The sequence below is a fragment of the Corynebacterium ulcerans genome (assembly GCF_000767685.1).
Classification (GTDB): Bacteria; Actinomycetota; Actinomycetes; order Mycobacteriales; family Mycobacteriaceae; genus Corynebacterium; species Corynebacterium ulcerans.
On sequence record NZ_CP009622.1, the window covers coordinates 1,915,948 to 1,936,448 of the forward strand.

Consider the following 20,501-nt stretch of genomic DNA (forward strand, 5'->3'; position numbering starts at 1 on the left):
CGCTCCAAGTGACGAAGACGACTAAATTTACACTGCCCCATCTTATGGCAGCGTAAGTACGTAAGCCAGCCACAGCCGGCTGGAATTCAGCTAAGTTTATGCGCAATGACCTGCAAAACGAAATGTCTATCTGGGGTTTTACACAACCGGACAACCAATTCCGCTAAAAGTACAGCATTTTCCAGATAGTTCCAGTGATACGCGCCACACAGTAAAAAGGGTGCGTTTTTATACGCCACCCCCACAAAGCGCCCCTACCCCACCCCCAGCGGTTATCAATCCAAAGGATGAAAGGGACGTTAGTTCACTTTTCCCACTTCAAGACCTTCACCTTCAGCCCCACGCTCACCACAGTCTCGCCCACCTCAAAAATAAGCAAAACCGCCGCACAAGAAGAATTTGTGCGGCGGTTTACACGGCCGTTCCTAGCACTTCCTATTAGAAGTCCCAGTCATCATCCGTAGTGTTTTCAGCCTTACCAATCACATAAGAAGAACCAGAGCCGGAGAAGAAATCATGATTCTCGTCAGCGTTAGGCGACAGTGCAGAGAGGATTGCCGGCGAAACTTTGCATTCATCAGCCGGGAACAAGCCCTCGTACCCCAAGTTGTTAAGTGCTTTGTTGGCGTTATACCGCAAGAAGCGCTTTACGTCTTCAGTCCAACCCAGATCGTCGTAAAGATCTTCCGTGTACTGGATCTCGTTATCATAGAGGTCATAAAGAAGGTCAAATGTATATTCCTTCAATTCCGCCTGACGCTCTGGCGTTTGCTGCCGCACCGCCTGCTGATATTTATAGCCAATGTAATAACCATGCACGGCCTCGTCACGAATAATCAGCCGGATAATGTCCGCCGTATTAGTCAGCTTGGCATGGCTCGACCAATACATAGGCAGATAGAAGCCAGAATAGAAGAGGAATGATTCCAGAAGTGTTGAGGCCACTTTCCGCTTCAACGGGTCAGCGCCTTCATAGTAGGAAAGAACGATCTTGGCCTTTTTCTGAAGGTTCTCATTCTCTTCCGACCACCGGAACGCCTCGTTGATCTCCTTGGTAGAGGCAAGCGTCATAAAGATATTGGAATAAGACTTGGCATGCACGCTTTCCATGAAGGCAATATTGGTATACACAGCCTCTTCATGCGGGGTGATCGCATCAGGAATCATTGACACGGCACCAACCGTTCCCTGGATGGTGTCCAGCATGGTCAGCCCGGTAAAGACCCGCATGGTCGTGGTCTTTTCCAGATCATTGAGCGTTCCCCAGCTCTTCAAGTCGTTGGAGACTGGGACTTTTTCAGGGAGCCAGAAGTTGCCGGTCAGGCGATCCCACACCTCAAGATCTTTTTCATCAGGAATGCTATTCCAGTTAATAGCAGAGACCGGTTTTTTATGTGATTCGAGATAAGAACCGTAAGACTCCACCGTTTCACCTTCCTACTTCGGAATTTTCCCTGCCCTACCCAGCAGTCAAAAGCATGCCGCTTTTCGACGCGCAACGGTCAGCCTTATACATAGCCCCGGGGCAGCTTATTACCCGTCGACTCTACCCCACAACAACTCCAGAAGAGGCTATAAGGCTCCTCACCCCTTCAACCAACACCACCTTAATGTTATCTTCATCACATCACATGCCAGACCCGTAGGATGGCATAACCTAAGTTCAACCTGAGCACACACGCACGCCACCCACTCAAAAAATGTGGCCTTTACCACCTTCTAGCTTTTCATTTCACTTTCAGTACCACCGCGCCAACCACCGCAAACCCCACCATTAAGTTAGGCAACCCAATAACAAAAACCCCTGTTATGCTGGGCTAACTTAAGGTGACATATCCGTTATTGCTACTTAGTATCGCTTTCATGAGTATCAATGAAAAACTAGCAGCAGCCCTTAACAACCAGATCACCGCTGAACTCGAAGCTTCCATGGTTTATCTTCAGCTTTCCTACATCCTGGATGATCTTTCCCTCACCGGAATGCGCAACTGGATGCAGGCTCAGCACAAGGAAGAGCTCGATCATGCAGCTCAGTTCTCTAAGCACCTTCTTGATCGCGACTACCGCCCTCAGATCGGCGATATTGCACCGCCGAAGCTCGATGCAAATTCTGCAATCGAAGCATTCGAGGCTTCCCTCGCACACGAGCAGAAGGTCACCGCTATGATCCGTGAACTCGCAGAAATCGCCGATTCCGTCAAGGATTACGATTCACGCCCACTTATCGATCGCTTCCTCGAAGAGCAGATTGAAGAAGAAGCAACCGTCAAGGAGATCCTGGACCGCCTGCGTATCGCCGATACCGGCTCCGGAATCTTGCGTATCGACGCCGAACTCGCCGCGCGCTAAACCGCCCAGCACACGCTGAGGGAAAAAGGGGATGGCCCACCGCTTTCGCGGTGGGCCATCCCCTTTTGTTTAGAGCATGCAGCTGACGCAGCCCTCTACTTCAGTTCCCATCAGCGCAACCTGACGCAGACGGATGTAGTACAAGGTCTTAATGCCCTTTCTCCAGGCATAAATCTGTGCACGGTTAATGTCACGGGTAGTCGCGCTGTCCTTGAAGAACAATGTCAACGACAACCCCTGATCCACGTACTTCGTCGCTACGGCATACGTGTCAATAACCTTTTCAAAGCCGATCTCATAAGCATCTGCAAAATAGTCGAGGTTCTCGTTATCCATGTGGGGTGCTGGATAATAAACACGACCGATCTTGCCCTCTTTCCTGATCTCAATCTTGGATGCGATTGGGTGAATAGAAGAGGTTGAGTGGTTGATATAGGAAATCGATCCCGTCGGCGGCACCGCCTGAAGGTAGCGGTTATAGAGGCCATGAGCGGCCACGGCGTCCTTAAGATCTGCCCAATCGGCGGCCGTTGGCGTATAGATCGAGGAGTCCGCAAAAATCTTTGCTACCTTTTCGGTCTTAGGCGCAAAATCTGCGGGATCAAAGTCATCAAAGTACTCGCCAGTCGCATACTTTGAGGTCTCAAAGCCGGCAAAAGTACGTCCACGTTCACGAGCCAACTTATTCGAGGCCACCAAGCACTGGTAGAGAACAGCAGCAAAGTAGGCGTTGGTAAAGTCAAGGCCTTCCTCAGAGCCATAGTAGATATGCTCGCGACCAAGGTAGCCGTGAAGGTTCATCTGACCAAGACCGATAGCGTGCGCTGCGTCGTTGCCTTTGCGAATCGACGGGACCGAGTTGATAGCAGTCTGCTCCGATACCGCGGTAAGTCCGCGGATCGCTGTCTCGATGGTCTTGGCAAAGTCTGGCGAGTCCATCGTCATCGCAATGTTCAGCGAGCCCAGGTTACAAGAAATGTCTTCGCCGACTTCCTCGTACGTAAGATCGTCGTTGAATAGGGACGGGGTGTTCACCTGAAGGATCTCGGAGCAGAGATTGGACATGTTCACGCGCCCCTCGATGGGGTTCGCCTTGTTCACGGTGTCCTCGAACATGATGTACGGGTAGCCAGATTCAAACTGAATCTCCGCGATGGTCTGGAAGAACTCACGAGCGTTGATCTTGCTCTTACGAATCCGTGGGTCTTCCACCATCTCAGCGTAATGCTCGCTCACAGAGATATCGGCAAAGGCTTTACCGTAGACCCGCTCAACATCGTAGGGACTAAACAGGTACATGTCGTCGTTACGCTTAGCCAGCTCAAAGGTGATGTCTGGAATTACAACACCCAAGGAAAGCGTCTTGATGCGGATCTTTTCATCTGCGTTTTCGCGCTTGGTGTCCAGGAAGTTAAGGATGTCGGGGTGGTGTGCATTAAGGTACACGGCACCTGCGCCCTGACGCGCGCCCAGCTGGTTTGCGTAGGAGAAAGAATCCTCAAGCAGCTTCATCACGGGGATAACACCGGAAGACTGGTTCTCAATCTTCTTAATCGGCGCACCAGCCTCACGTAGATTACTCAGAAGCAAGGCAACACCGCCGCCGCGCTTGGACAACTGTAGTGCGGAGTTGATGGAACGCCCGATGGACTCCATGTTGTCCTCAATACGCAAAAGGAAGCAGGACACGGGCTCGCCGCGCTGTGCTTTACCAGAGTTGAGGAAGGTAGGGGTAGCTGGCTGGAATCGGCCAGTCATGATCTCATCAACGAGGTTACGGGCGAGGTCCTGGTCGCCATCGGCAAGCGTTAGCGCGACCATGCATACGCGATCCTCAAAGCGCTCAAGGTAGCGGCGCCCGTCGAAAGTTTTGAGCGTGTAAGAGGTGTAGTACTTATACGCCCCAAGGAATGACTTGAAACGGAACTTGTGGGCATACGCCTGTTTGAAGAGGTCCTTGATAAACGCGAACTCGTACTGCTGAATGATTTCAGGCTCGTAGTAGTTGTTCTCAACCAAGTACTCAATCTTTTCCTCAAGATCGTGGAAGAAGACGGTGTTCTGGTTAACATGCTGCAAGAAGAATTGATTTGCAGCTTCGCGATCCTTATCAAACTGGATCTTTCCATCCGCGTTATAAAGATTGAGTAGCGCGTTAAGCGCGTGGTAGTCGAGTTGTTCGGTGCGAGACACCGGCTCAGCAACGTGTTTTCCCAAAGATTGCGACACGAAGAAACCTTTACCTTTTCAAATAATGGTGATGTGCGGATACAGAAAATGTTATGAAATTAGACTCTTCTCGGAGTCAACGCTCACGGAGAAGGCGAGTATTAAACAGCAAGGCCCCACGATTCTACGGAAGCCAGCAGTCCCTTGTTTTTACGCTACCGGTTCAGGGAGAAGGCCCAGCGCAGCCGCATTGCTAAGCAAGCCATCACGAACTAGTCGAACGTCTTCATCTGTGCCCAAAAGCTCAAACCTGTAAACATAAGGCACCTGGCATTTAGCTGCGATCATGTCTCCGGCTTTGCCAAAGTCAAGACCAAAGTTAGAGTTACCTCCCGCAATAACCGCGCGCAGCAGTCCTCTATTGTGCTCGTTGTTAAGGAAGCGGATCACCTGCGCAGGCACCGGCCTAGTATTGCCACCGCTTATCGACGCTCCCCCGCCATACGTGGGGCACACCAATACATAGGGTTCGTCCACAACCAGTTCAGGGGAAGACTTATGCAATGGAATTCGCTTGGCAGGAAAACCTAGTTTGCGAACAAACCTCTTAGTGTTCTCCGTTGCGGAAGAAAAATAGACGACGAGCATCTCCGGCTACCTTCCTAAACATCGAGTCCTGGCTCTTATGTATAAAAGCCCAAGCAAGACCTATTGTCTCACTCGGGCTTTCCTAGAAGTCCCTGGCCCCATCACGGCGCTCAGAAGACAAAGTCATTAGGCAACCTGCGCCACCAGCGAGCTGATGCGCTCGGGGCGGAATCCTGACCAGTGCTCACCATTTACCTCAACAACAGGAGCCTGAAGATATCCCAGAGCCATCACGTAATCACGAGCTTCATCGTCGATGCTGATATCTACGAGCGTGTAATCAAGACCTGCACGATCGAGGGCTTTTTTAGTGGCGTTGCATTGAACGCAAGCTGGCTTGGTGTAGACGGTGATCGACATGGCGCACAATTCCTAAATCTTGAGCAAACGGTCCCTAGTACCGAAACGACATAGTTAACAACGTATGTTGTTCCCCGGAGAACATGCGGCGCTCTTTTGCAGCAGCACCACAGCAGAGGGGATACGGGCGGAAATTCTTCATTTCCGCTGTTCTCCGAGCCATTCCGGCGACACAAGAAGACACTATACTTAGTGGTTAAAATGCGCAACAGGCACAATATATAGTAGTTACATTGAGGGAATTCCCAGTACGGCATTTACCCCCGCCACTACATCTAGCGAATAACACCGCCACCCTCTCGCCCACAAGCCGCAACAGAACCAATCCCGGTCGACATAAGGCCAGCTCACCTCCATGTTAAAAATTTTTCGTTATAGAAAAGTTATAAAGAGCGGGGGCCATACCCCACTCACTCACTCCCTAGACATAACAAAAACGACCACCCCGAGAGGTGGTCGTTTGCAAAAAATATCCTAGCCCTGGCGAGCCTTGAAACGAGGATCCTTCTTATTGATCACGTAAACTTTGCCGCGGCGACGGACAACCTGAGCGCCCGGCTTGTTCTTCAGCGACCGAAGGGACTTGCGGACCTTCATCGGGCGCTCCTTTCTTCTCCAAGAAAAGCCATAGAGAGGCTTCACGGTTATTTGGGCATTTCTCCACTCATATGCTTACACATAGGCGGAAAACCTGCCATGACACGAGGGATGATGTTATCTTACCAAGCACTCAAATACCAAACCCTAGCGATCAGCATCCCCCGACCCGCTGATCCCACCTTATTTTTCTACACCCCGCAGCACTCGTTGGGAGAAAAACTAAGATGGCACCATGGACACACTACGCAGCACTATTAAACACCGGCTTCGGACCCAGCCAATCATCAATCCTTCTGAAGAAATCGCGAAACGCGTCGACTTCCTCGCCCACTACCTTGCCGCCTCTGGCGCAAAGGGTTTCGCCCTCGGTATTTCAGGTGGACAGGACTCAACGTTGGCGGGACGCCTAGCCCAACTAGCAGTAGAGAAACTACGCAAAGAAGGACATCCCGCAGATTTTTGGGCCATCCGGTTGCCTTATGGTGTTCAAACAGACGAAGCTGACGCCCAAACTGCCCTTGCTTTTATCCAGCCAGATCACAGCGTCACCATTAATATCAAGCCAGCCACAGACGCCTGTGCAGCAGATGTCGCGCAAGCCCTGGGGTTAAAAGAACTCGGCGACTTTAATAAAGGAAACGTTAAAGCACGCCAGAGGATGATCGCGCAGTACGCTTTGGCCGGTGAGAAAGGACTTCTGGTTATCGGCACTGATCATGCAGCCGAAAACGTCACTGGCTTCTTTACCAAGTTTGGCGACGGCGCAGCCGACATCCTCCCACTCGCAGGACTATCCAAGCGCCAAGGTGCACAGCTTTTACAAGCCCTTAACGCTCCAGATTCCACGTGGCTTAAAGTCCCCACTGCAGACCTGGAAGAAGATCGCCCTGCGCTTCCTGACGAGACCGCCCTCGGCGTCACGTATTCCGACATTGATGCCTACATCGAAGGCACCGACGAAGTTTCTAAGGAAGCTAGCGCCCGCATCGAGCACTTATGGAATGTCAGCGAGCATAAGCGTCATCTACCTGTGGAACCAGGCGACACGTGGTGGCGTCGATAAGCTCGCTGCCTCTAGTAACGCTCCGGCTCTTCTCCGAAGACGAACGCGCGCCCAGATAACTCCATGCAGGGGATGCAGACGAAGTTGTACTTTAATGTTGGCAGCCATGGGCGCAGATTAAGCGTCTCTGCATGCTGAATTTCAGCGGTATCTTTCACCACATGCGCAGTGCCACGGACCACCACTGACCAGCCGGATTCCTCATTAAAGTGATCAACTTCAAAGAGCACCTGGGGGTTTAAATTCACCGTAAACAGCTTTGTACCCTCCGCTGTACGTAAATAAATACGCGGTTCCCCCTGTGAGGTGTCAATGACATAGTTCACCGGGAAGATATCCATATCATCTTTACGCCGGACAACGATCCGACCAACGGGTTCGCCGCGGAGTTTTTCTACAATCTCGTCCTGCCCTAATACCCTGATTGCCTCATAATTGTTATCCATGCCACCCATGTTCCCAGCAGCACACCAAAAAAGCGCGGCCTTTACCAAACTGGAATTATATTTGTCACATCTAGGGGTAGGTTAACCTCAACGAGCAATACCGCCGTCATCATCAACCAACTTCACAAATGGCGGGTGGCTAAACTCCCATTGCTCCACTACCTGAGACAAGACAGCCATCTCCGAGCCAGGCCAAAAGGCTGCCAGTTCAGCACAATCCGGGTTTTCCCCAGCCAACTCGCAAGAAATCAATTCTTCAGCATAGCTCCGAAACCCCTTATCCCCCGGCTCTGAGATCCATGCCCACACTAGGTCCGCAGCATCCACAAAAACAGTCGTTCTTTTATCCGGTCGGTCTTGTTCCCCCACCTTTGCCAAATCTGAACGATAAACCTCAAACTCACGTATCCAGCGCAACGCTTCACCGGAGGCAAGCAATTTTGTTAGCTTTTCGACGCCCTCCCGCGACATATTTTTCTCACCGTGCATGCAGTTTATTGTCGCATACCTGTAAGAAAGACAGGGCTTCTGAAAATCGCGATGGTTTCACGCCTTTAATTACGTTTTCACGTGAAACATCTTCAAAAAACAGAGACACACAACACGGTTTCAATAATAAGAAGTTTCATCAATGCAAACCTTAACGTGATATTTAACACCTTTAAGTAGCGGATAAAGATATAGCCAAAACCGATAACCACTGCCCCCACACGCTCCCCCTTGAAGACATATCTACCAGCACGTAAAGAATGGACGCTTCCCAATGTGGACAAATACACTCGCATGATTAAGCTTAATTTTTATTAAAGACGTGTCAACAATATTCAAAGGGGAATCTTTGCAAAAGATGCAAAGTCCCGACCGTCCCAACACCCCGACACTCCGCGAAAGGAAACCATGAAGTTCACTGTCTCATCCACAACCGGCACCAAGCGAACAGCGATTGCGTTAACTTGCGCGCTTGCCACAGCAGCATCCACCCTCGTTGCGGCGCCTATAGCAAGTGCATCGGACAGAGTTTTCCCTACAGAATGCCAAGGGGTGGAAGTCCAAATCCTCTCTGTTAAGCCCTCATGGGAAGAAGACTCTTCCCAGACCAGCAGTGCTGCTAGACGTGCCCCTTCAGTCGGCGACACCATCTCCTACATGCTGTCCATAAAAAATACAGGTTTCACCCATGAACCCAACGGAGAACCTAGAGAGTTAGGGCTATCGATCCTGACAGACACCATCATCGATGGCAAAGAAGACAAAAACCGCGCCGGAAAATTTACGTGGCCGAACCCCAAAGATGCACATATTTTAAGGGTGGGCGAGCAGGCTTTCTATCCCCATGAACACATAGTGCAGGAAAGCGATCTGCAGGAAAAACAGATTGTCAAAAGGTTCGAATTTCCAGTAAGCAAAGGACCTTCATCCCAGGCGGTCTGTTCAAATCTCGTTACGCATACACACACATGGTCACCAGCATCAGGCTTCATTCAAAAACACTGGCCTTGGCTGGCAGGAGGCTTAGGGGCTATCGCAGCCCTGGTAAGCGGAGTGCTTCTCTTTCTAAAAAATCATCTTTTCCGCTAATTCAAAAGTTTTTAAGTTCCGCTTCTCATCTTCAATAAGTCGCGAAACCTACGGGATTAAGCCCCATCCTCTCCCTCACCCTCCCACGAAAGGAAACCATGAAGTTCACTGCCTCGCCCAAAACCAGCGCCAAGAGAACAGCAATCGCGTTAACCTGCACACTGGCCACCGCAGCATCGACGTTGGTCGCTGCACCAGTAGCAGGTGCAACAAGCAGAGTCGAAGGACAGTGCGATGAAGTCAACCATGTACTACTACCAGTAGAAACATCCTGGGGCTTCGCTAAGCACGCAGAGGTAGGTGACACCATCGGCTACGTAATGACGATTACCAACACCTTCTTCGAGGAAGGAAAGACCAAAATCGGAGTTGCAGTCCACGAAAACCCCAAGATTGATGGTGTTCCTGACACGACGAAGAAAATTGACATAAAGCCAATAACTAATGACGGAAACGGAAAATACCTAAACCAAAACGATTTCGCATCGATTCGCTACACATACACAGTGACCGAAGAGGATATTCAAAAACAAGAAGTCACTAAAAAGCTTGCTTTCCCGATTAGCAAGGGAGACGCTAGCGAAACGATCTGCACCGTTCACTTCGAGCACACACAAAACCTCAAATCCCCCTTCCGCACCTACGCACCGTGGGTAGCAGGTGCACTTGCCATCATCGGCGCAGCTGCCGGAGCTATCTGGTTCTTCTTCAAGGACCAGCTACCGCAGCTCTTCCGCTAACCGCCGTTAGCTCATACAGTCGCTCTAGCCAGGCTCAACCCCTGGGTGGGGTGACTTCTTTTTATATTCAGCCTGCAAACAGACCCAACAGGGTTGCCACGCCCATCCTCAAACCTTAGTATCTAAGCATGCGTGAAGATACTAAGAAATGTACATTCAACCCAGAGAGTCAATACGCTAACTTCGCCGCCGAGGTGTTCACACTGCTCTCGGATGCCACACGCGTGCGCATCATCCTGGCTTTGCGCGACACGGAAAAATCCGTCAATGAGCTCGCAGAAGAAATCAGCAAATCCCCTACGACTACCTCGCAGCATCTAGCAAAACTGCGCTGGGGAAAGATCGTCGAGGCTCGCCAAGATGGCAATCGAGTCTTTTATCGGCTTATCGACGATCACGCCCGCGAGCTCGTCACGCACGCCGTGTTCCATGCTCAGCAGCATGTGGCGGGCTCTGCACCGACGCACCATCGCAATCCTGACGGTTCTATTACTGCCGATGCCGAGACTTCTGGCGCTACACAATGAGTGCCTCATCAACAGACATGCGTAGCTTGTGGCGACGCATCGACCGTGAAGACCTCGCGCGCACCCTATTCGTCGCACTCTGCGCGGTAGCCCTCGCTCTAGGATTGACGTGGCCGTGGCCAACGCTGCCGGCCATCGCGGTTCTTGGCCTGATGGTGGGCTGCTGGCCAATCGCGCTCGAAGCCTTTGATGACTTGCGTCACAGGAAGATGAGCATGGAGCTGTCCATGTTCATCGCAATTGTCGCCTCCGCAGCCATCGGTGAGTGGATAACGTCTTTGGTGATCACCGCTTTCGCGCTGGCTGCAGAGATATTAGAAGATCTTTCGCTGGATCGCGGTCGTGAGGCCTTGACCGACCTGATGACGTTCCTCCCCGAGACCGTGCAGGTCCGACGCGACCATGAGACCACCCTGGTGCCCTTGCATGAGGTTGTCGCGGGAGACACCGTCATCGTCTCTCCGGGTGGACGCATACCGGTTGATGGGATCGTCATTTCCGGCGAATCAAGTGCCGACCAATCGCGCATTACCGGAGAACCTTTGCCCGTGGATATTACGGTCGGCGATGACGTGTTTGCCGGATCAATCAACCAGGTCGGCGTGGTCGAAATTCGTGCGCAACGAGTCGGCACAGAGTCCTCCTACGGACGAATCATCGCGGCAGTGGAACAAGCACAATCCACAGAACCACCAGCACAGCGTCTTGCCGATAAACTCGCAGCATGGCTGGTGTATCTCGCCTTGTCCAGCGCCGTGATCACCTACCTGATTACCCACGATCTCAAGGCCACAATTGCCGTGGTTGTTGTCGCTGGTGCTTGTGGAATCGCGGCTGGCACACCGCTCGCAGTTTTAGCGGCCATCGCCCGAATCGCCAGAAATGGAGCGTTTATCAAGGACGGCGCCCATCTTGAAGCGCTTTCTAGCGTGGATACGATTGTGTTCGATAAAACAGGAACGCTTACTACCGGCGTGCCTACGGTCGTGGAGGTGGTGCCGTCGTCAAGCATTGACCGCGAAGAGCTACTTACGCTGGCAGGAACCGCCGAAGCTTATTCCGAACACCCGCTAGGGCAAGCTGTCGTCGCATATGTTCACGCGCAGGGGCTTCCTATCGGCCAGGCTGAAGATTTTGTTTATCAACCAGGGCAGGGCGTGACGGTCACAATCGCAGGTAAAACGGTGCGCGCAGGCAACCGTTCCCTGGTATCAGGTGCGCCGGATACGGTTGATGCCCACGGTACCGCTACTGCCGTCCACATCAGCATCGACGGACACTATGCAGGCACGATTCTCTTAGCTGATGCCATCCGTGATTCCGCGAAATCCGCTATTGCAGGCCTGAAGAAACTCGGGCTGCGAACCATGATGCTCACCGGCGACCAGGAGGCTACGGCACGGGCCGTCGCAACCGAGCTAGGTATCGACGAAGTCCACGCAGGGTTGCTCCCCGACGACAAACTCGCCATTATCGACGCACAACGCACCGCCGGACGCACGATTGCAATGATCGGCGACGGAGTCAACGACGCCCCCGCTCTAGCGCATGCCACCGTGGGGATCGCCATGGGCTCAGGCACAGATATCGCTCAAGAAAGCTCAGACGTAGTCCTTATCAGCTCTGACCTCAACGATCTTGCACACACTGTCCACGTGGCCAAACGTGCCCGAAAAATCATCATGTTCAACTTCATCGGCACCGTTGCCATCGACATCCTTGGCATGGTCCTTGCCGCGTATGGGTTGCTCTCCCCTGTGTTTGCGGCGTTCATCCATGTAGGTTCAGAAACCGCTTTTATCCTCAACTCCGCTCGGCTCATCCCACGGCGGCGCTAGGGAGCTGCAGGCCAGGCGCCTGTGGTTGGGCTATGCAGGATATCGCAGCCATGCTGGATTCTGCATTTTTACAGTTAGATACAACAAACCCCCGGTAGATAACTACCGGGGGAATTGCTTTCTGTGGAGCTAACGGGATTCGAACCCGTGACCCCCACACTGCCAGTGTGGTGCGCTACCAGCTGCGCCATAGCCCCAGATGTGAACTTCGCGCGTACGCGTCGTTCTTCTGTTCAAGATGGTAGTCATCGATGATGGATTTACCAAATTCTGGGCAGCACACCGATGTACACGCACACCAACCAGCACAAATACCACAAAAAGACAGCGACCCTACAAGGTGGCGTCGCTGTCTTATGCGTTCAGCTGTACTTAGGAAGTAGCCTGGGTAACCCAGGTATTGATGTTTTCGGTGACTTCCTTGCCGTCGATAAAGACGCGCGGTGAGGAAACTTTTCCGCTGTCCTTCTCTAGCTTCTCGGTATTGGCTTTAGCAGCGTCAAGGAAGTGCTGCTTTTCAGCGCCCTCACGAATCTTCTGTACTACCTCATCGGATGCACCGACGTTCTTGGCTGCGTTGGCAAAGTCGTCGTTGCTCCACTGCCCGTAGATGCTGTTCTGCTCTTCCATGAGCAGCGTGCGGTAGTTCCAGTAGGCTTCCCACTCACCAGCGTTAGCAATGGCTAGCGCAGCTGCTCCGCCTTTGCTGGAGCTGCCATCTTCGTTTCCACGATCGAGGAAGTTAAGGAATCGCAGGTTAACCACGATTTCGCCTTTTTCAATGGCTTCCTTCATCGGCTTGTCTGTTGCTTTTCCTAGCTCAGCGCAGTGGGAGCAGGAGTAATCCTCGTAGAGATCAATCTTCTTGGCATCAGACTTTGCGTTTGCCGCTTTCAACTGAATTGCGTTGTCCGTTACTGCACCGCCGAAAGAGATTGACTCACGTTCGCGATCTGCAAATTTATCTGCCTGAGCGCCCCGACCTTGGATCACAATAAAAGCGACCACAGCGATGACCACTACCAGAAGCGCCAGGATAGCCCAGAGGAAACCATTGGACTTCTCAGTAGGGTTTTTAACCCTTTTCACGGAGGATGCACTACTCACTATTTTTACAACCTTGTTTCTTGTCGTTGTTCTCACCCACGAGCTACCTACTTTGCAGACGGAAGAAACATGGGTGATGAGCTTTCAGACTCAATTGATGCCATAATACGTGGTCTTGGGGAGGTAGAGAAGACTCCCCGCAACACATCATGTTTTTATGCGTACAGGGCCCACTTTTTAAAGGGGCGGTACACCGTCCAAAGCGACAGCACAACAAAGACGATGTCTCTAGCTATCACTTTTGCGTAATCAGCAGCAGTGTTTTCTGTAATTCCCTGTGGCCCGAAACAACCACAGTCGATGCTAAGCCCTCGGGCCCACGCTTGGGAAAGTCCAATGATGAACAACACCATGACAAAGGTGGAAACCCAGCTTGCCTTGCGTAGGAATATTCCCAGCAGCAGCAAAACACCGCCGGCGATCTCCAACGGGCCGATAATTATGGAAATCCAGTTAGCCCACGTATCGCTAAAAATTTCATACGCTTTTACCGATTGCGCTGTCTCTAGATGCGACCCTGTTTTAGAGATACCCGCCGAGATCCAGATATAAGCCATAAAGAAGCGTGCGAAGAAGCTCATGGCATCTAACGCCATAGTCTTTCTGGAACGCCTCATCGTATTTTCAGACACAAACCTAAACTCTAATGCAGCTTTAGGGTGGAGGGAAGTGCTGGAAGAGTTCATTGCGCCACCAGCACTAGGCCTCACCAACAGGTTCCTTAAGCTTGGAGTATCCCATCCAGAAGCTCTTGTGCCTCCCTTTGTACCTGCTGTAGGTGCGCTTCTCCGAGGAAGGACTCAGCATAGATTTTGTACTTCTGTTCCGTTCCTGAAGGCCGCGCAGCAAACCAGGCGTTGTCGGTAGTCACTTTAAGCCCGCCAAGTGCCGCTCCGTTGCCGGGTGCATGAGTGAGTTTCGCGGTAATGGCTTCACCCGCTAGCTCGGTAGCCACGACGGCCTCCGGAGAAAGCCCTTTCAACGTTGCTTTTTGTTCGCGGTTGGCGGGGGCATCGATACGCGCGTAGACAGGGGCGCCGTAGGTCTGTGCTAGTTCCGCATAGCGTTGCGACGGACTCTTCCCGGTCACCGCAGCTATTTCCGCAGCGAGGAGGTTGAGGATAAGTCCGTCTTTGTCTGTAGACCACACGGTTGCGTCGTGACGCAAAAACGATGCCCCTGCGGATTCCTCGCCGCCAAACCCCACCGAGCCGTCTACAAGGCCAGGCACAAACCACTTGAAGCCTACGGGCACCTCGATGAGTTTGCGACCCAGGCCGCTGACCACCCGGTCAATCATCGAAGACGAGACAAGCGTCTTGCCCACGGCAATGTTGCTAGACCACTCAGGGCGATGCGTAAACAGATAATCGATGGCTACCGCCAGATAGTGATTGGGGTTCATCAGGCCGGCGTCTGGGGTGACTATCCCGTGTCTATCTGCATCGGCGTCGTTACCGGTAGATATGTCAAACCTGTCTCGGTTGCTCACTAGCGAGGCCATAGAGTCAGGCGAGGAGCAGTCCATTCGGATTTTTCCATCGGTGTCTAGGGTCATAAAACGCCAGGTGGCATCGACAAGCGGGTTAGTAACCGTCATATTGAGCTTGTGGCGCTCGGCTATCGCACCCCAATAGTCCACGGATGCCCCGCCCATAGGGTCTGCGCCGATATGCAACCCGGAGTCTCTTATGGCTGCGATATTGACCACGTTTGGCAGATCCGCAACATAAGAATCTAGGAAATTGTATGCGTGGGCTCGCGGGTCAAGGACACCTTGTACGGAGGTCCGCTGGACTCCGCGCAAGCCATCGCGGAGCAGTTGATTCGCCCGGTTGGCAATCCAGTCTGTGGCATCTGTGTCCGCAGGTCCGCCATGAGGAGGATTGTACTTAAAACCACCGTCGCGTGGTGGATTATGTGAGGGCGTAATCACGATCCCGTCGGCACGCTGTGTCTGGGTGCTCGCATTATAGGTAAGAATCGCGTGCGACACTGCGGGCGTTGGTGTGTAGCGGCCGCGGTCGTCGACAAGCACAGTCACATCGTTGGCCAGCAATACTTCAAGGGCGGAGATCATCGCAGGCTCGCTGAGCGCATGCGGGTCACGTCCGATAAAAAGCGGGCCATCAATGTTGTTGCTCCGCCGATATTCCACGATGGCCTGCGTAATCGCGAGAATATGCTGCTCATTAAACGCGGTGTCCAAAGAGGAACCACGATGCCCGGACGTTCCAAAAGATACCTGCTGGTCAGGGTTATCTACATCGGGATGACGCGTGTAATACGCAGTCACCACTTCTGCAATATCAATAAGATCTTCGGACTGGGCCAACTGACCTGCACGCTCATGTGCCATGATGCTCCTTAGTGTCCGCTCGGTGTCTACCCCTTCTATCTTCGCGGTTTTCGATGTCCGACGCATCTGATTTCTGTGGTTTTGTGACACATCAATCCCCACACTGACGGAGTAGGCTTGGACCTCATGGATAGAGTCCCTCGCTCGGTGGTCGTTGGAAGCGGTGCAGCTCTCGGAGCCGCTGCGCGTTTCCTCATCACCAGTCAGGTATCGCTTATCGACGCCCCCTCTGTCACCGTCCTCATCAATATCGTGGGAGCAACTCTCATGGGTTATTTCCGGCCACGCCCTTTCTGGGGAACCGGGTTTCTCGGGGGTCTTACGAGCTTCTCTGCTTTCGCCCTCTACCTAGCAATACCTCAGATCAGCGGGGTTTCTGCGGTTGCTATTTTCTTCGCCACAGTCTTCGGATGCATCGCCGGATGGCTCCTAGGCAATGCCCTTATGCAGAGAAAAGCCCTCACCCCATGACTCTCTACATGCTCGGATCTGTGGCACTCGGTGGGTTTTGCGGCGGGGTCTGCCGTTTCTGGTTAGGAAAACTGGGGCCCTACCGAGGAACCTTGGTGGCCAACATTGCTGCTTGTGCGTTGATCGCTTGGCTATGGCGGAGCGCACTCCCCCAAGAACTTATAGTGCTTGTAGGTACTGGACTCGCAGGCGCTCTATCCACTTGGTCGACCCTGGCACAAGAACTGGGAATGGATATTGTCCAAGGTCGCTGGCTATTCGCTCTTGCATACCTGGCGGTGACCTGCGTGCTTGGTGTTGGCAGCGCTGGTCTCATCATGCACCTATAAAAAACTCGGGCTCACCTGATAGTGAACCCGAGTTTTTATACGCGAACGGTTAGTCTGCTATAGCGTCCAACGGCGGAGTCTTGGCGGCACGCCGTGCTGGCCACAGCGCGGCAACCACGCCGACAACTGCCGAACCGACAAGTAGCCATAAGATCTCGGCGATGGGGATACTGATCGTTCCAAGTCCTTGAGAAGAAAGAACCTTGAGGAACGCCCACCCCAGGCCAAGGCCGATGACGATGCCGACCACGGCACCATAAAGAGCAATCTGCACTGACTCAATAGAAATCATTGTGCGGATTTGCCTACGCTGGGTGCCTACTGCCCGCAGCATACCGATCTCCTGGCGGCGCTCAATAACGTTCAGCGCAAGGGTATTGATGATTCCGATAATCGCAATCACCACTGCAAGACCGAGAAGAGCATACAGAATATTCATCATTTGAGTAATCGTTGAGGACTGCTCGCCTGCATACTCTTTTGATGTTTGGACACGTACAACAAGGAAATCTTCAACGGCTTTATTAATCCCGTCGCGAAGCTCATCGGTGGTCTTGGTTCCGTTGCCGTTCACAAACAAAACTGAGGTCGTCGAGAGCACGTTCTTGCCCTCGATAGTTTTGCTCGAAGCAATAACGTCATTCAAAACCTTGCTCTCGGAGAAACTACCGACGATCGTGACATGAGCAATCTCCGTCCCGTCTTCCAGACGCAGCGGTACTTGGTCACCGACTTTTAAGTTCTGTGCCTCTAAGTAGCTCTTCTTAGCCACTACGCGATCAGCTTCTGTGAGGTCGAGACTTCCCTCCACACCTTCAGCCTTAACCACATCGTCAATCTTTCCATTCACCAACGCCGTACCGCGCGGATGCGATGCGGCCCCCAGCTTTGCGGTTCCCAATGTGACTGGTGCAAAGCCCATCGATGTCACAGAACCCACGCCCTCTACTTCACGGACTTTCTGCTCTGCTTCCGCAGGTACCGGGAAATGTCCGCCTTGAGGGCCAGACAAGATGAATTCAGCTTTGACCTCACTATTCACAAGATCGCTAATGCTGCTCTTCATCGTCGCCGATAGCATCCCGATCGTTGTCACAAGCGCAACGCCCAAAGTGAGCGCGAACGCAGTCGTCGCAGTTCGCTTAGGGTTACGTCGAGAGTTGGTAGCTGATAGCTTGCCGACGGCCCCGAACGGGGCACCCAGCACACGCCCCAGTGCTCCGACAACGGGGATACTTATTGCGGGTGAGGCAGCAAATACGCCGACAATCACGAACAATGCGCCAACACCTACGGAAATCGCCCGAGTTTTGGTGGCTGCATCCTCTGCGAAAATTCCCACCAACGCAGCGGCGATGCCCAGTCCAATCCCGACCACACCAAAAATAGTGCGGACTTTCAAAGAACTCTCGGATGCGGTTTCTGTAGAACGCATAGCTTCCACGGGCCGAACAGCGCCTGCACGACGAGCAGGCGCCCATGCACTCACTACCGTAACGATTGTGCCCAACGCTAATGGGAGAAGCACCGAAGTGACGGTAAGCCCCAAACCAGCTGCGGGAATTTCCATGCCAAACTTAGCCATCACAAACTGAATGAGCTTGACCAGGCCCATGCCCCCAAAGATGCCGATTATGGAGCCAACGAGGCCGATGATCACCGCTTCGAATACAACCGAACGGGTAAGTTGCTTTCTGGACACACCCAACGCCCGAAGCAGCGCAAACTCTTTTAACCGCTGGGCGACAATCATGGAGAAGGTATTAGCGATGATAAAAGTACCCACAAGGAGAGCAATGAGGCCAAACGCTACCAAGAAATAGTTAACAAAGCTCAGAGCCTTTTTAATGACTCCAGTGATTTGTTCAGCTATAGCGTCCCCCGTGTCTACTTTGTACTGCGGATAGGTCTCTGACAAGTACTTCACTAAATCTTCAGAAGACATACCGGCGCTTTTGACGATCACTGATCCCACAGATCCCTGCGTGTAATTAGCAAGGTAGCCCTCTTCAGACGTTAAGAGGGTCAAGCCAGGCGTATTGGACGAAGCAGGCTCATATGTTCCTACAACGTTGACTTCACGCTGCCCCATTGCGTCAATAACCAAAAGGGAATCGCCAACCTTGATGTTGTGCGCAGAAGCTGTTCCAGTGGCAATAACTACATCGGCATTGTCCTTGGGCGCTGCTCCTTCCGTAATTTTCACGGGTCGGTTACTTGCGCTGCCCTCACCATGAAAAATGGACACGCTGGCTTGCCCAGCACCGGTTTGTATAGCTTTGCGATCCGATGTCGCCACAACAACGTTTGTGGATCCATTAACGTCTACGGCTTTAACGTTTTTGTCGGCCCGAAGCTGTTCAATCTCTGCAACAGTAATGGGATTCTCTTTACCTGAGACAACGGCATCAATGCCTGCAAGGTTGTCGTCCACCACTGCATCGAACGATTTACTCAAAGAGGCCGTAAACATCAAGGAGCCTGAGACAAACGCTGTCCCCAAAACAACAGCCAACAACGTCAAGGCTAAACGAACCTTGTGGGCCAAAACAGACCTTATGCTCACACGAAGCATCGCCGTGGAGCTGTCTTTATTAGGAGAACCGACCGGATATGAAGGTTCTCTGCCTTTCGCAGAATGTTGTCCCATCTACGCCAGCTCCTCAATAGAAGCCATAGTCTGCAAGATGTCTTCTGCAGAAGGGGCACGTAGTTCTTTAACAATCCGGCCATCTGCAAGGAAAACCACCCGATCTGCGTAGGAGGCTGCACGCGGATCGTGGGTAACTATAACCACAGTCTGTCCATCCTGGTCTACGGCAGTCCGCAGAATCGACAAAACTTCAGCCGAAGAGTTGGAATCCAAGTTTCCTGTTGGCTCGTCACCAAAGATAATCTCCGGTTGTGCTACCAAGGCACGAGCGCAAGCGACGCGCTGCTGTTGTCCTCCTGACAATTCAGCTGGACGGTGATTCAGACGCTGGCTCAGGCCAAGGCGCTGTGTCACTTCCTCAAACCAAGCCTTATCGACCTTGCGTCCCGCGATATCTCGGGGAAGCGTAATGTTTTCCGCTGCAGTCAACGTAGGAACCAAGTTGAAAGATTGGAAGATGAAACCAAGACGATCACGCCTGAGCGCGGTCATCTGCTTATCTTTCAACTGCGAAAGATCTGTATCTCCAATGAAAGTCGACCCCGAGGTGACGGAATCCAAGCCTGCCATGCAGTGCATCAAAGTAGATTTACCGGACCCAGAAGGCCCCATAATCGCAGTAAATTCATTGGCAGCGAATTCCACGTCGATGCCATCAAGGGCTCGGACCATGGTCTCGCCTTGCCCATAGCTCTTGGTGAGAGCAACTGCACGAGCTGCTGGCCTCTTGGAGTCGGTGATAGACATATAGAACTAATTCCTATCTGAGGTTGTTTCCAAGCTGCTACATCAAAATCCGTAGGAGCGTAACAAGTCTATTCAACCTTGAAACGTTAGTGCGCGCACCCCATCGCACGACTACCCCCTTATGGCTTATCGGTTAGCCTTCTGCGACCCCATCAACAACACCCCCCGGTGTTTTACTACGGAATAAACCCCACACCCCACACACCCCCTTTCACCCAAAAAAAGGGGTGATCTATGTGTGGGTACACAAAAAGAAGGAGAGTCTAAGCACCACACCCACCCCCACAGGGTAAGGCATCATACCTAGACTCTCCATAATTTTTTTGTTTGTATCAAATTTTTTGGTTGGCGGCGACCTACTCTCCCACACCCTCCCAGGTGCAGTACCATCAGCGCAATCGGGCTTAGCTTCCGGGTTCGGAAAGGGACCGGGCGTACCCCCGACGCTATAACCACCAACACATCCTATATAACACAACACACACGTGTCATGTCAGACACTGCACAGTGAACACAA

At 52.4% G+C, this 20,501-nt stretch carries 21 protein-coding genes, 1 tRNA gene and 1 rRNA gene; 8 read left to right on the forward strand and 15 right to left on the reverse strand.

From position 1 onward, the window contains the following. Positions 1-438 precede the first annotated feature (438 nt). Positions 439-1,425 carry a class 1b ribonucleoside-diphosphate reductase subunit beta gene (gene nrdF / locus CULFRC11_RS08655; RefSeq protein ID WP_023636173.1) on the reverse strand — a complete coding sequence of 329 codons (987 nt, stop codon included), beginning with the start codon at positions 1,423-1,425 and terminating at the stop codon, positions 439-441. A 438-nt stretch (positions 1,426-1,863) separates the two neighbouring features. Here nrdF and CULFRC11_RS08660 point away from each other — a divergent pair, with 438 nt between their 5' ends. Next, positions 1,864-2,349 carry a ferritin gene (locus CULFRC11_RS08660; protein WP_014836727.1) on the forward strand — a complete coding sequence of 162 codons (486 nt, stop codon included), beginning with the start codon at positions 1,864-1,866 and terminating at the stop codon, positions 2,347-2,349. A gap of 69 nt (positions 2,350-2,418) precedes the next feature. Here CULFRC11_RS08660 and nrdE read toward each other — a convergent pair whose 3' ends face one another. The 4 genes from nrdE to ykgO all read right to left on the reverse strand — a co-directional run bounded on the left by nrdE (position 2,419) and on the right by ykgO (position 6,123). Next, entirely contained in the window at positions 2,419-4,578 is a 2,160-nt protein-coding gene (gene nrdE / locus CULFRC11_RS08665) for a class 1b ribonucleoside-diphosphate reductase subunit alpha (protein ID WP_038620773.1), read from the reverse strand. 150 nt (positions 4,579-4,728) lie between these two features. After that, on the reverse strand, positions 4,729-5,166 hold the full coding sequence (gene nrdI, locus CULFRC11_RS08670) for a class Ib ribonucleoside-diphosphate reductase assembly flavoprotein NrdI (protein ID WP_023636175.1): 438 nt from the start codon (positions 5,164-5,166) through the stop codon (positions 4,729-4,731). Positions 5,167-5,292: 126 nt separating this feature from the next. Then, positions 5,293-5,526 (reverse strand): glutaredoxin-like protein NrdH, encoded by a 234-nt coding sequence (gene nrdH / locus CULFRC11_RS08675; RefSeq protein WP_013242528.1) that lies wholly within the window; start codon positions 5,524-5,526, stop codon positions 5,293-5,295. A gap of 474 nt (positions 5,527-6,000) precedes the next feature. Continuing rightward, positions 6,001-6,123 (reverse strand): type B 50S ribosomal protein L36, encoded by a 123-nt coding sequence (gene ykgO / locus CULFRC11_RS08680; protein WP_003852698.1) that lies wholly within the window; start codon positions 6,121-6,123, stop codon positions 6,001-6,003. Between the two features lie 235 nt (positions 6,124-6,358). Between ykgO and nadE the strand changes: the two genes are divergently transcribed. Beyond that, complete coding sequence (nadE, locus tag CULFRC11_RS08685) at positions 6,359-7,189, forward strand: NAD(+) synthase (protein ID WP_023636176.1); 831 nt, start codon at positions 6,359-6,361, stop codon at positions 7,187-7,189. An 11-nt stretch (positions 7,190-7,200) separates the two neighbouring features. Here nadE and CULFRC11_RS08690 read toward each other — a convergent pair whose 3' ends face one another. The 3 genes from CULFRC11_RS08690 to CULFRC11_RS11380 form a co-directional block, all read right to left on the reverse strand. Beyond that, the gene (locus CULFRC11_RS08690) at positions 7,201-7,635 is read right to left on the reverse strand and encodes a pyridoxamine 5'-phosphate oxidase family protein (RefSeq protein WP_013912199.1); all 435 of its coding nucleotides are present in this window, start codon (positions 7,633-7,635) and stop codon (positions 7,201-7,203) included. Positions 7,636-7,722: 87 nt separating this feature from the next. Then, positions 7,723-8,124: a hypothetical protein gene (locus CULFRC11_RS08695; RefSeq protein WP_023636178.1), complete on the reverse strand. Its 402-nt coding sequence runs from the start codon at positions 8,122-8,124 to the stop codon at positions 7,723-7,725. 335 nt (positions 8,125-8,459) lie between these two features. Then, a complete protein-coding gene (locus CULFRC11_RS11380) occupies positions 8,460-8,774 on the reverse strand; it encodes a hypothetical protein (protein ID WP_230478287.1) in 315 nt (104 codons plus the stop codon). A gap of 7 nt (positions 8,775-8,781) precedes the next feature. Here CULFRC11_RS11380 and CULFRC11_RS11385 point away from each other — a divergent pair, with 7 nt between their 5' ends. The 4 genes from CULFRC11_RS11385 (at position 8,782) to CULFRC11_RS08715 (ending at position 12,318) form a co-directional block, all read left to right on the forward strand. Beyond that, a complete protein-coding gene (locus tag CULFRC11_RS11385; RefSeq protein ID WP_230478288.1) occupies positions 8,782-9,213 on the forward strand; it encodes a hypothetical protein in 432 nt (143 codons plus the stop codon). Between the two features lie 98 nt (positions 9,214-9,311). After that, positions 9,312-9,953, forward strand: a complete 642-nt coding sequence (locus CULFRC11_RS08705; protein ID WP_023636181.1) for a hypothetical protein — start codon at positions 9,312-9,314, stop codon at positions 9,951-9,953. A gap of 128 nt (positions 9,954-10,081) precedes the next feature. Beyond that, on the forward strand, positions 10,082-10,480 hold the full coding sequence (locus tag CULFRC11_RS08710; RefSeq protein WP_014526176.1) for an ArsR/SmtB family transcription factor: 399 nt from the start codon (positions 10,082-10,084) through the stop codon (positions 10,478-10,480). Further along, a complete protein-coding gene (locus CULFRC11_RS08715) occupies positions 10,477-12,318 on the forward strand; it encodes a heavy metal translocating P-type ATPase (RefSeq protein WP_023636182.1) in 1,842 nt (613 codons plus the stop codon). The genes CULFRC11_RS08710 and CULFRC11_RS08715 overlap by 4 nt, the downstream gene beginning before the upstream one ends. 124 nt (positions 12,319-12,442) lie before the next feature. Here the strand turns inward: CULFRC11_RS08715 and CULFRC11_RS08720 are convergent. The 4 genes from CULFRC11_RS08720 to pgm all read right to left on the reverse strand — a co-directional run bounded on the left by CULFRC11_RS08720 (position 12,443) and on the right by pgm (position 15,784). After that, positions 12,443-12,515: transfer RNA gene (locus CULFRC11_RS08720), tRNA-Ala, on the reverse strand. 175 nt (positions 12,516-12,690) lie between these two features. After that, positions 12,691-13,425, reverse strand: coding sequence for a DsbA family protein (locus tag CULFRC11_RS08725; protein ID WP_023636183.1), 735 nt, complete (start codon positions 13,423-13,425; stop codon positions 12,691-12,693). 155 nt (positions 13,426-13,580) lie between these two features. Continuing rightward, positions 13,581-14,042: a MauE/DoxX family redox-associated membrane protein gene (locus CULFRC11_RS08730; protein ID WP_031270519.1), complete on the reverse strand. Its 462-nt coding sequence runs from the start codon at positions 14,040-14,042 to the stop codon at positions 13,581-13,583. 104 nt (positions 14,043-14,146) lie between these two features. Continuing rightward, a complete protein-coding gene (pgm, locus tag CULFRC11_RS08735) occupies positions 14,147-15,784 on the reverse strand; it encodes a phosphoglucomutase (alpha-D-glucose-1,6-bisphosphate-dependent) (RefSeq protein ID WP_023636185.1) in 1,638 nt (545 codons plus the stop codon). 126 nt (positions 15,785-15,910) lie between these two features. On the opposite strand from pgm, the gene CULFRC11_RS08740 reads away from it, so the two are divergent. Continuing rightward, entirely contained in the window at positions 15,911-16,255 is a 345-nt protein-coding gene (locus CULFRC11_RS08740; protein WP_023636186.1) for a fluoride efflux transporter family protein, read from the forward strand. Beyond that, positions 16,252-16,584 (forward strand): fluoride efflux transporter FluC, encoded by a 333-nt coding sequence (locus CULFRC11_RS08745; protein WP_023636187.1) that lies wholly within the window; start codon positions 16,252-16,254, stop codon positions 16,582-16,584. The genes CULFRC11_RS08740 and CULFRC11_RS08745 overlap by 4 nt, the downstream gene beginning before the upstream one ends. 49 nt (positions 16,585-16,633) lie before the next feature. On the opposite strand, the gene CULFRC11_RS08750 is transcribed toward CULFRC11_RS08745, so the two are convergent. The 3 genes from CULFRC11_RS08750 to rrf all read right to left on the reverse strand — a co-directional run bounded on the left by CULFRC11_RS08750 (position 16,634) and on the right by rrf (position 20,444). Then, the gene (locus CULFRC11_RS08750; RefSeq protein ID WP_023636188.1) at positions 16,634-19,234 is read right to left on the reverse strand and encodes an ABC transporter permease; all 2,601 of its coding nucleotides are present in this window, start codon (positions 19,232-19,234) and stop codon (positions 16,634-16,636) included. Further along, complete coding sequence (locus CULFRC11_RS08755) at positions 19,235-19,984, reverse strand: ABC transporter ATP-binding protein (protein ID WP_014526184.1); 750 nt, start codon at positions 19,982-19,984, stop codon at positions 19,235-19,237. A 343-nt stretch (positions 19,985-20,327) separates the two neighbouring features. After that, positions 20,328-20,444: ribosomal RNA gene (gene rrf, locus CULFRC11_RS08760) — 5S ribosomal RNA — on the reverse strand. Positions 20,445-20,501 lie beyond the last annotated feature (57 nt).

Bases quoted from the DNA above. Each gene is read 5' to 3' on its own strand.
- CULFRC11_RS08660 (WP_014836727.1), top strand. From the start codon at position 1,864: ATGAGTATCAATGAAAAACTAGCAGCAGCCCTTAACAACCAGATCACC.
- nrdI (WP_023636175.1), bottom strand. From the start codon at position 5,166: ATGCTCGTCGTCTATTTTTCTTCCGCAACGGAGAACACTAAGAGGTTT.
- nrdH (WP_013242528.1), bottom strand. From the start codon at position 5,526: ATGTCGATCACCGTCTACACCAAGCCAGCTTGCGTTCAATGCAACGCC.
- ykgO (WP_003852698.1), bottom strand. From the start codon at position 6,123: ATGAAGGTCCGCAAGTCCCTTCGGTCGCTGAAGAACAAGCCGGGCGCT.
- nadE (WP_023636176.1), top strand. From the start codon at position 6,359: ATGGACACACTACGCAGCACTATTAAACACCGGCTTCGGACCCAGCCA.
- CULFRC11_RS08690 (WP_013912199.1), bottom strand. From the start codon at position 7,635: ATGGATAACAATTATGAGGCAATCAGGGTATTAGGGCAGGACGAGATT.
- CULFRC11_RS08695 (WP_023636178.1), bottom strand. From the start codon at position 8,124: ATGCACGGTGAGAAAAATATGTCGCGGGAGGGCGTCGAAAAGCTAACA.
- CULFRC11_RS11380 (WP_230478287.1), bottom strand. From the start codon at position 8,774: ATGGTGTCGCCGACTGAAGGGGCACGTCTAGCAGCACTGCTGGTCTGG.
- CULFRC11_RS11385 (WP_230478288.1), top strand. From the start codon at position 8,782: ATGCTGTCCATAAAAAATACAGGTTTCACCCATGAACCCAACGGAGAA.
- CULFRC11_RS08705 (WP_023636181.1), top strand. From the start codon at position 9,312: ATGAAGTTCACTGCCTCGCCCAAAACCAGCGCCAAGAGAACAGCAATC.
- CULFRC11_RS08710 (WP_014526176.1), top strand. From the start codon at position 10,082: ATGCGTGAAGATACTAAGAAATGTACATTCAACCCAGAGAGTCAATAC.
- CULFRC11_RS08715 (WP_023636182.1), top strand. From the start codon at position 10,477: ATGAGTGCCTCATCAACAGACATGCGTAGCTTGTGGCGACGCATCGAC.
- CULFRC11_RS08730 (WP_031270519.1), bottom strand. From the start codon at position 14,042: ATGAGGCGTTCCAGAAAGACTATGGCGTTAGATGCCATGAGCTTCTTC.
- pgm (WP_023636185.1), bottom strand. From the start codon at position 15,784: ATGGCACATGAGCGTGCAGGTCAGTTGGCCCAGTCCGAAGATCTTATT.
- CULFRC11_RS08740 (WP_023636186.1), top strand. From the start codon at position 15,911: ATGGATAGAGTCCCTCGCTCGGTGGTCGTTGGAAGCGGTGCAGCTCTC.
- CULFRC11_RS08745 (WP_023636187.1), top strand. From the start codon at position 16,252: ATGACTCTCTACATGCTCGGATCTGTGGCACTCGGTGGGTTTTGCGGC.
- CULFRC11_RS08750 (WP_023636188.1), bottom strand. From the start codon at position 19,234: ATGGGACAACATTCTGCGAAAGGCAGAGAACCTTCATATCCGGTCGGT.
- CULFRC11_RS08755 (WP_014526184.1), bottom strand. From the start codon at position 19,984: ATGTCTATCACCGACTCCAAGAGGCCAGCAGCTCGTGCAGTTGCTCTC.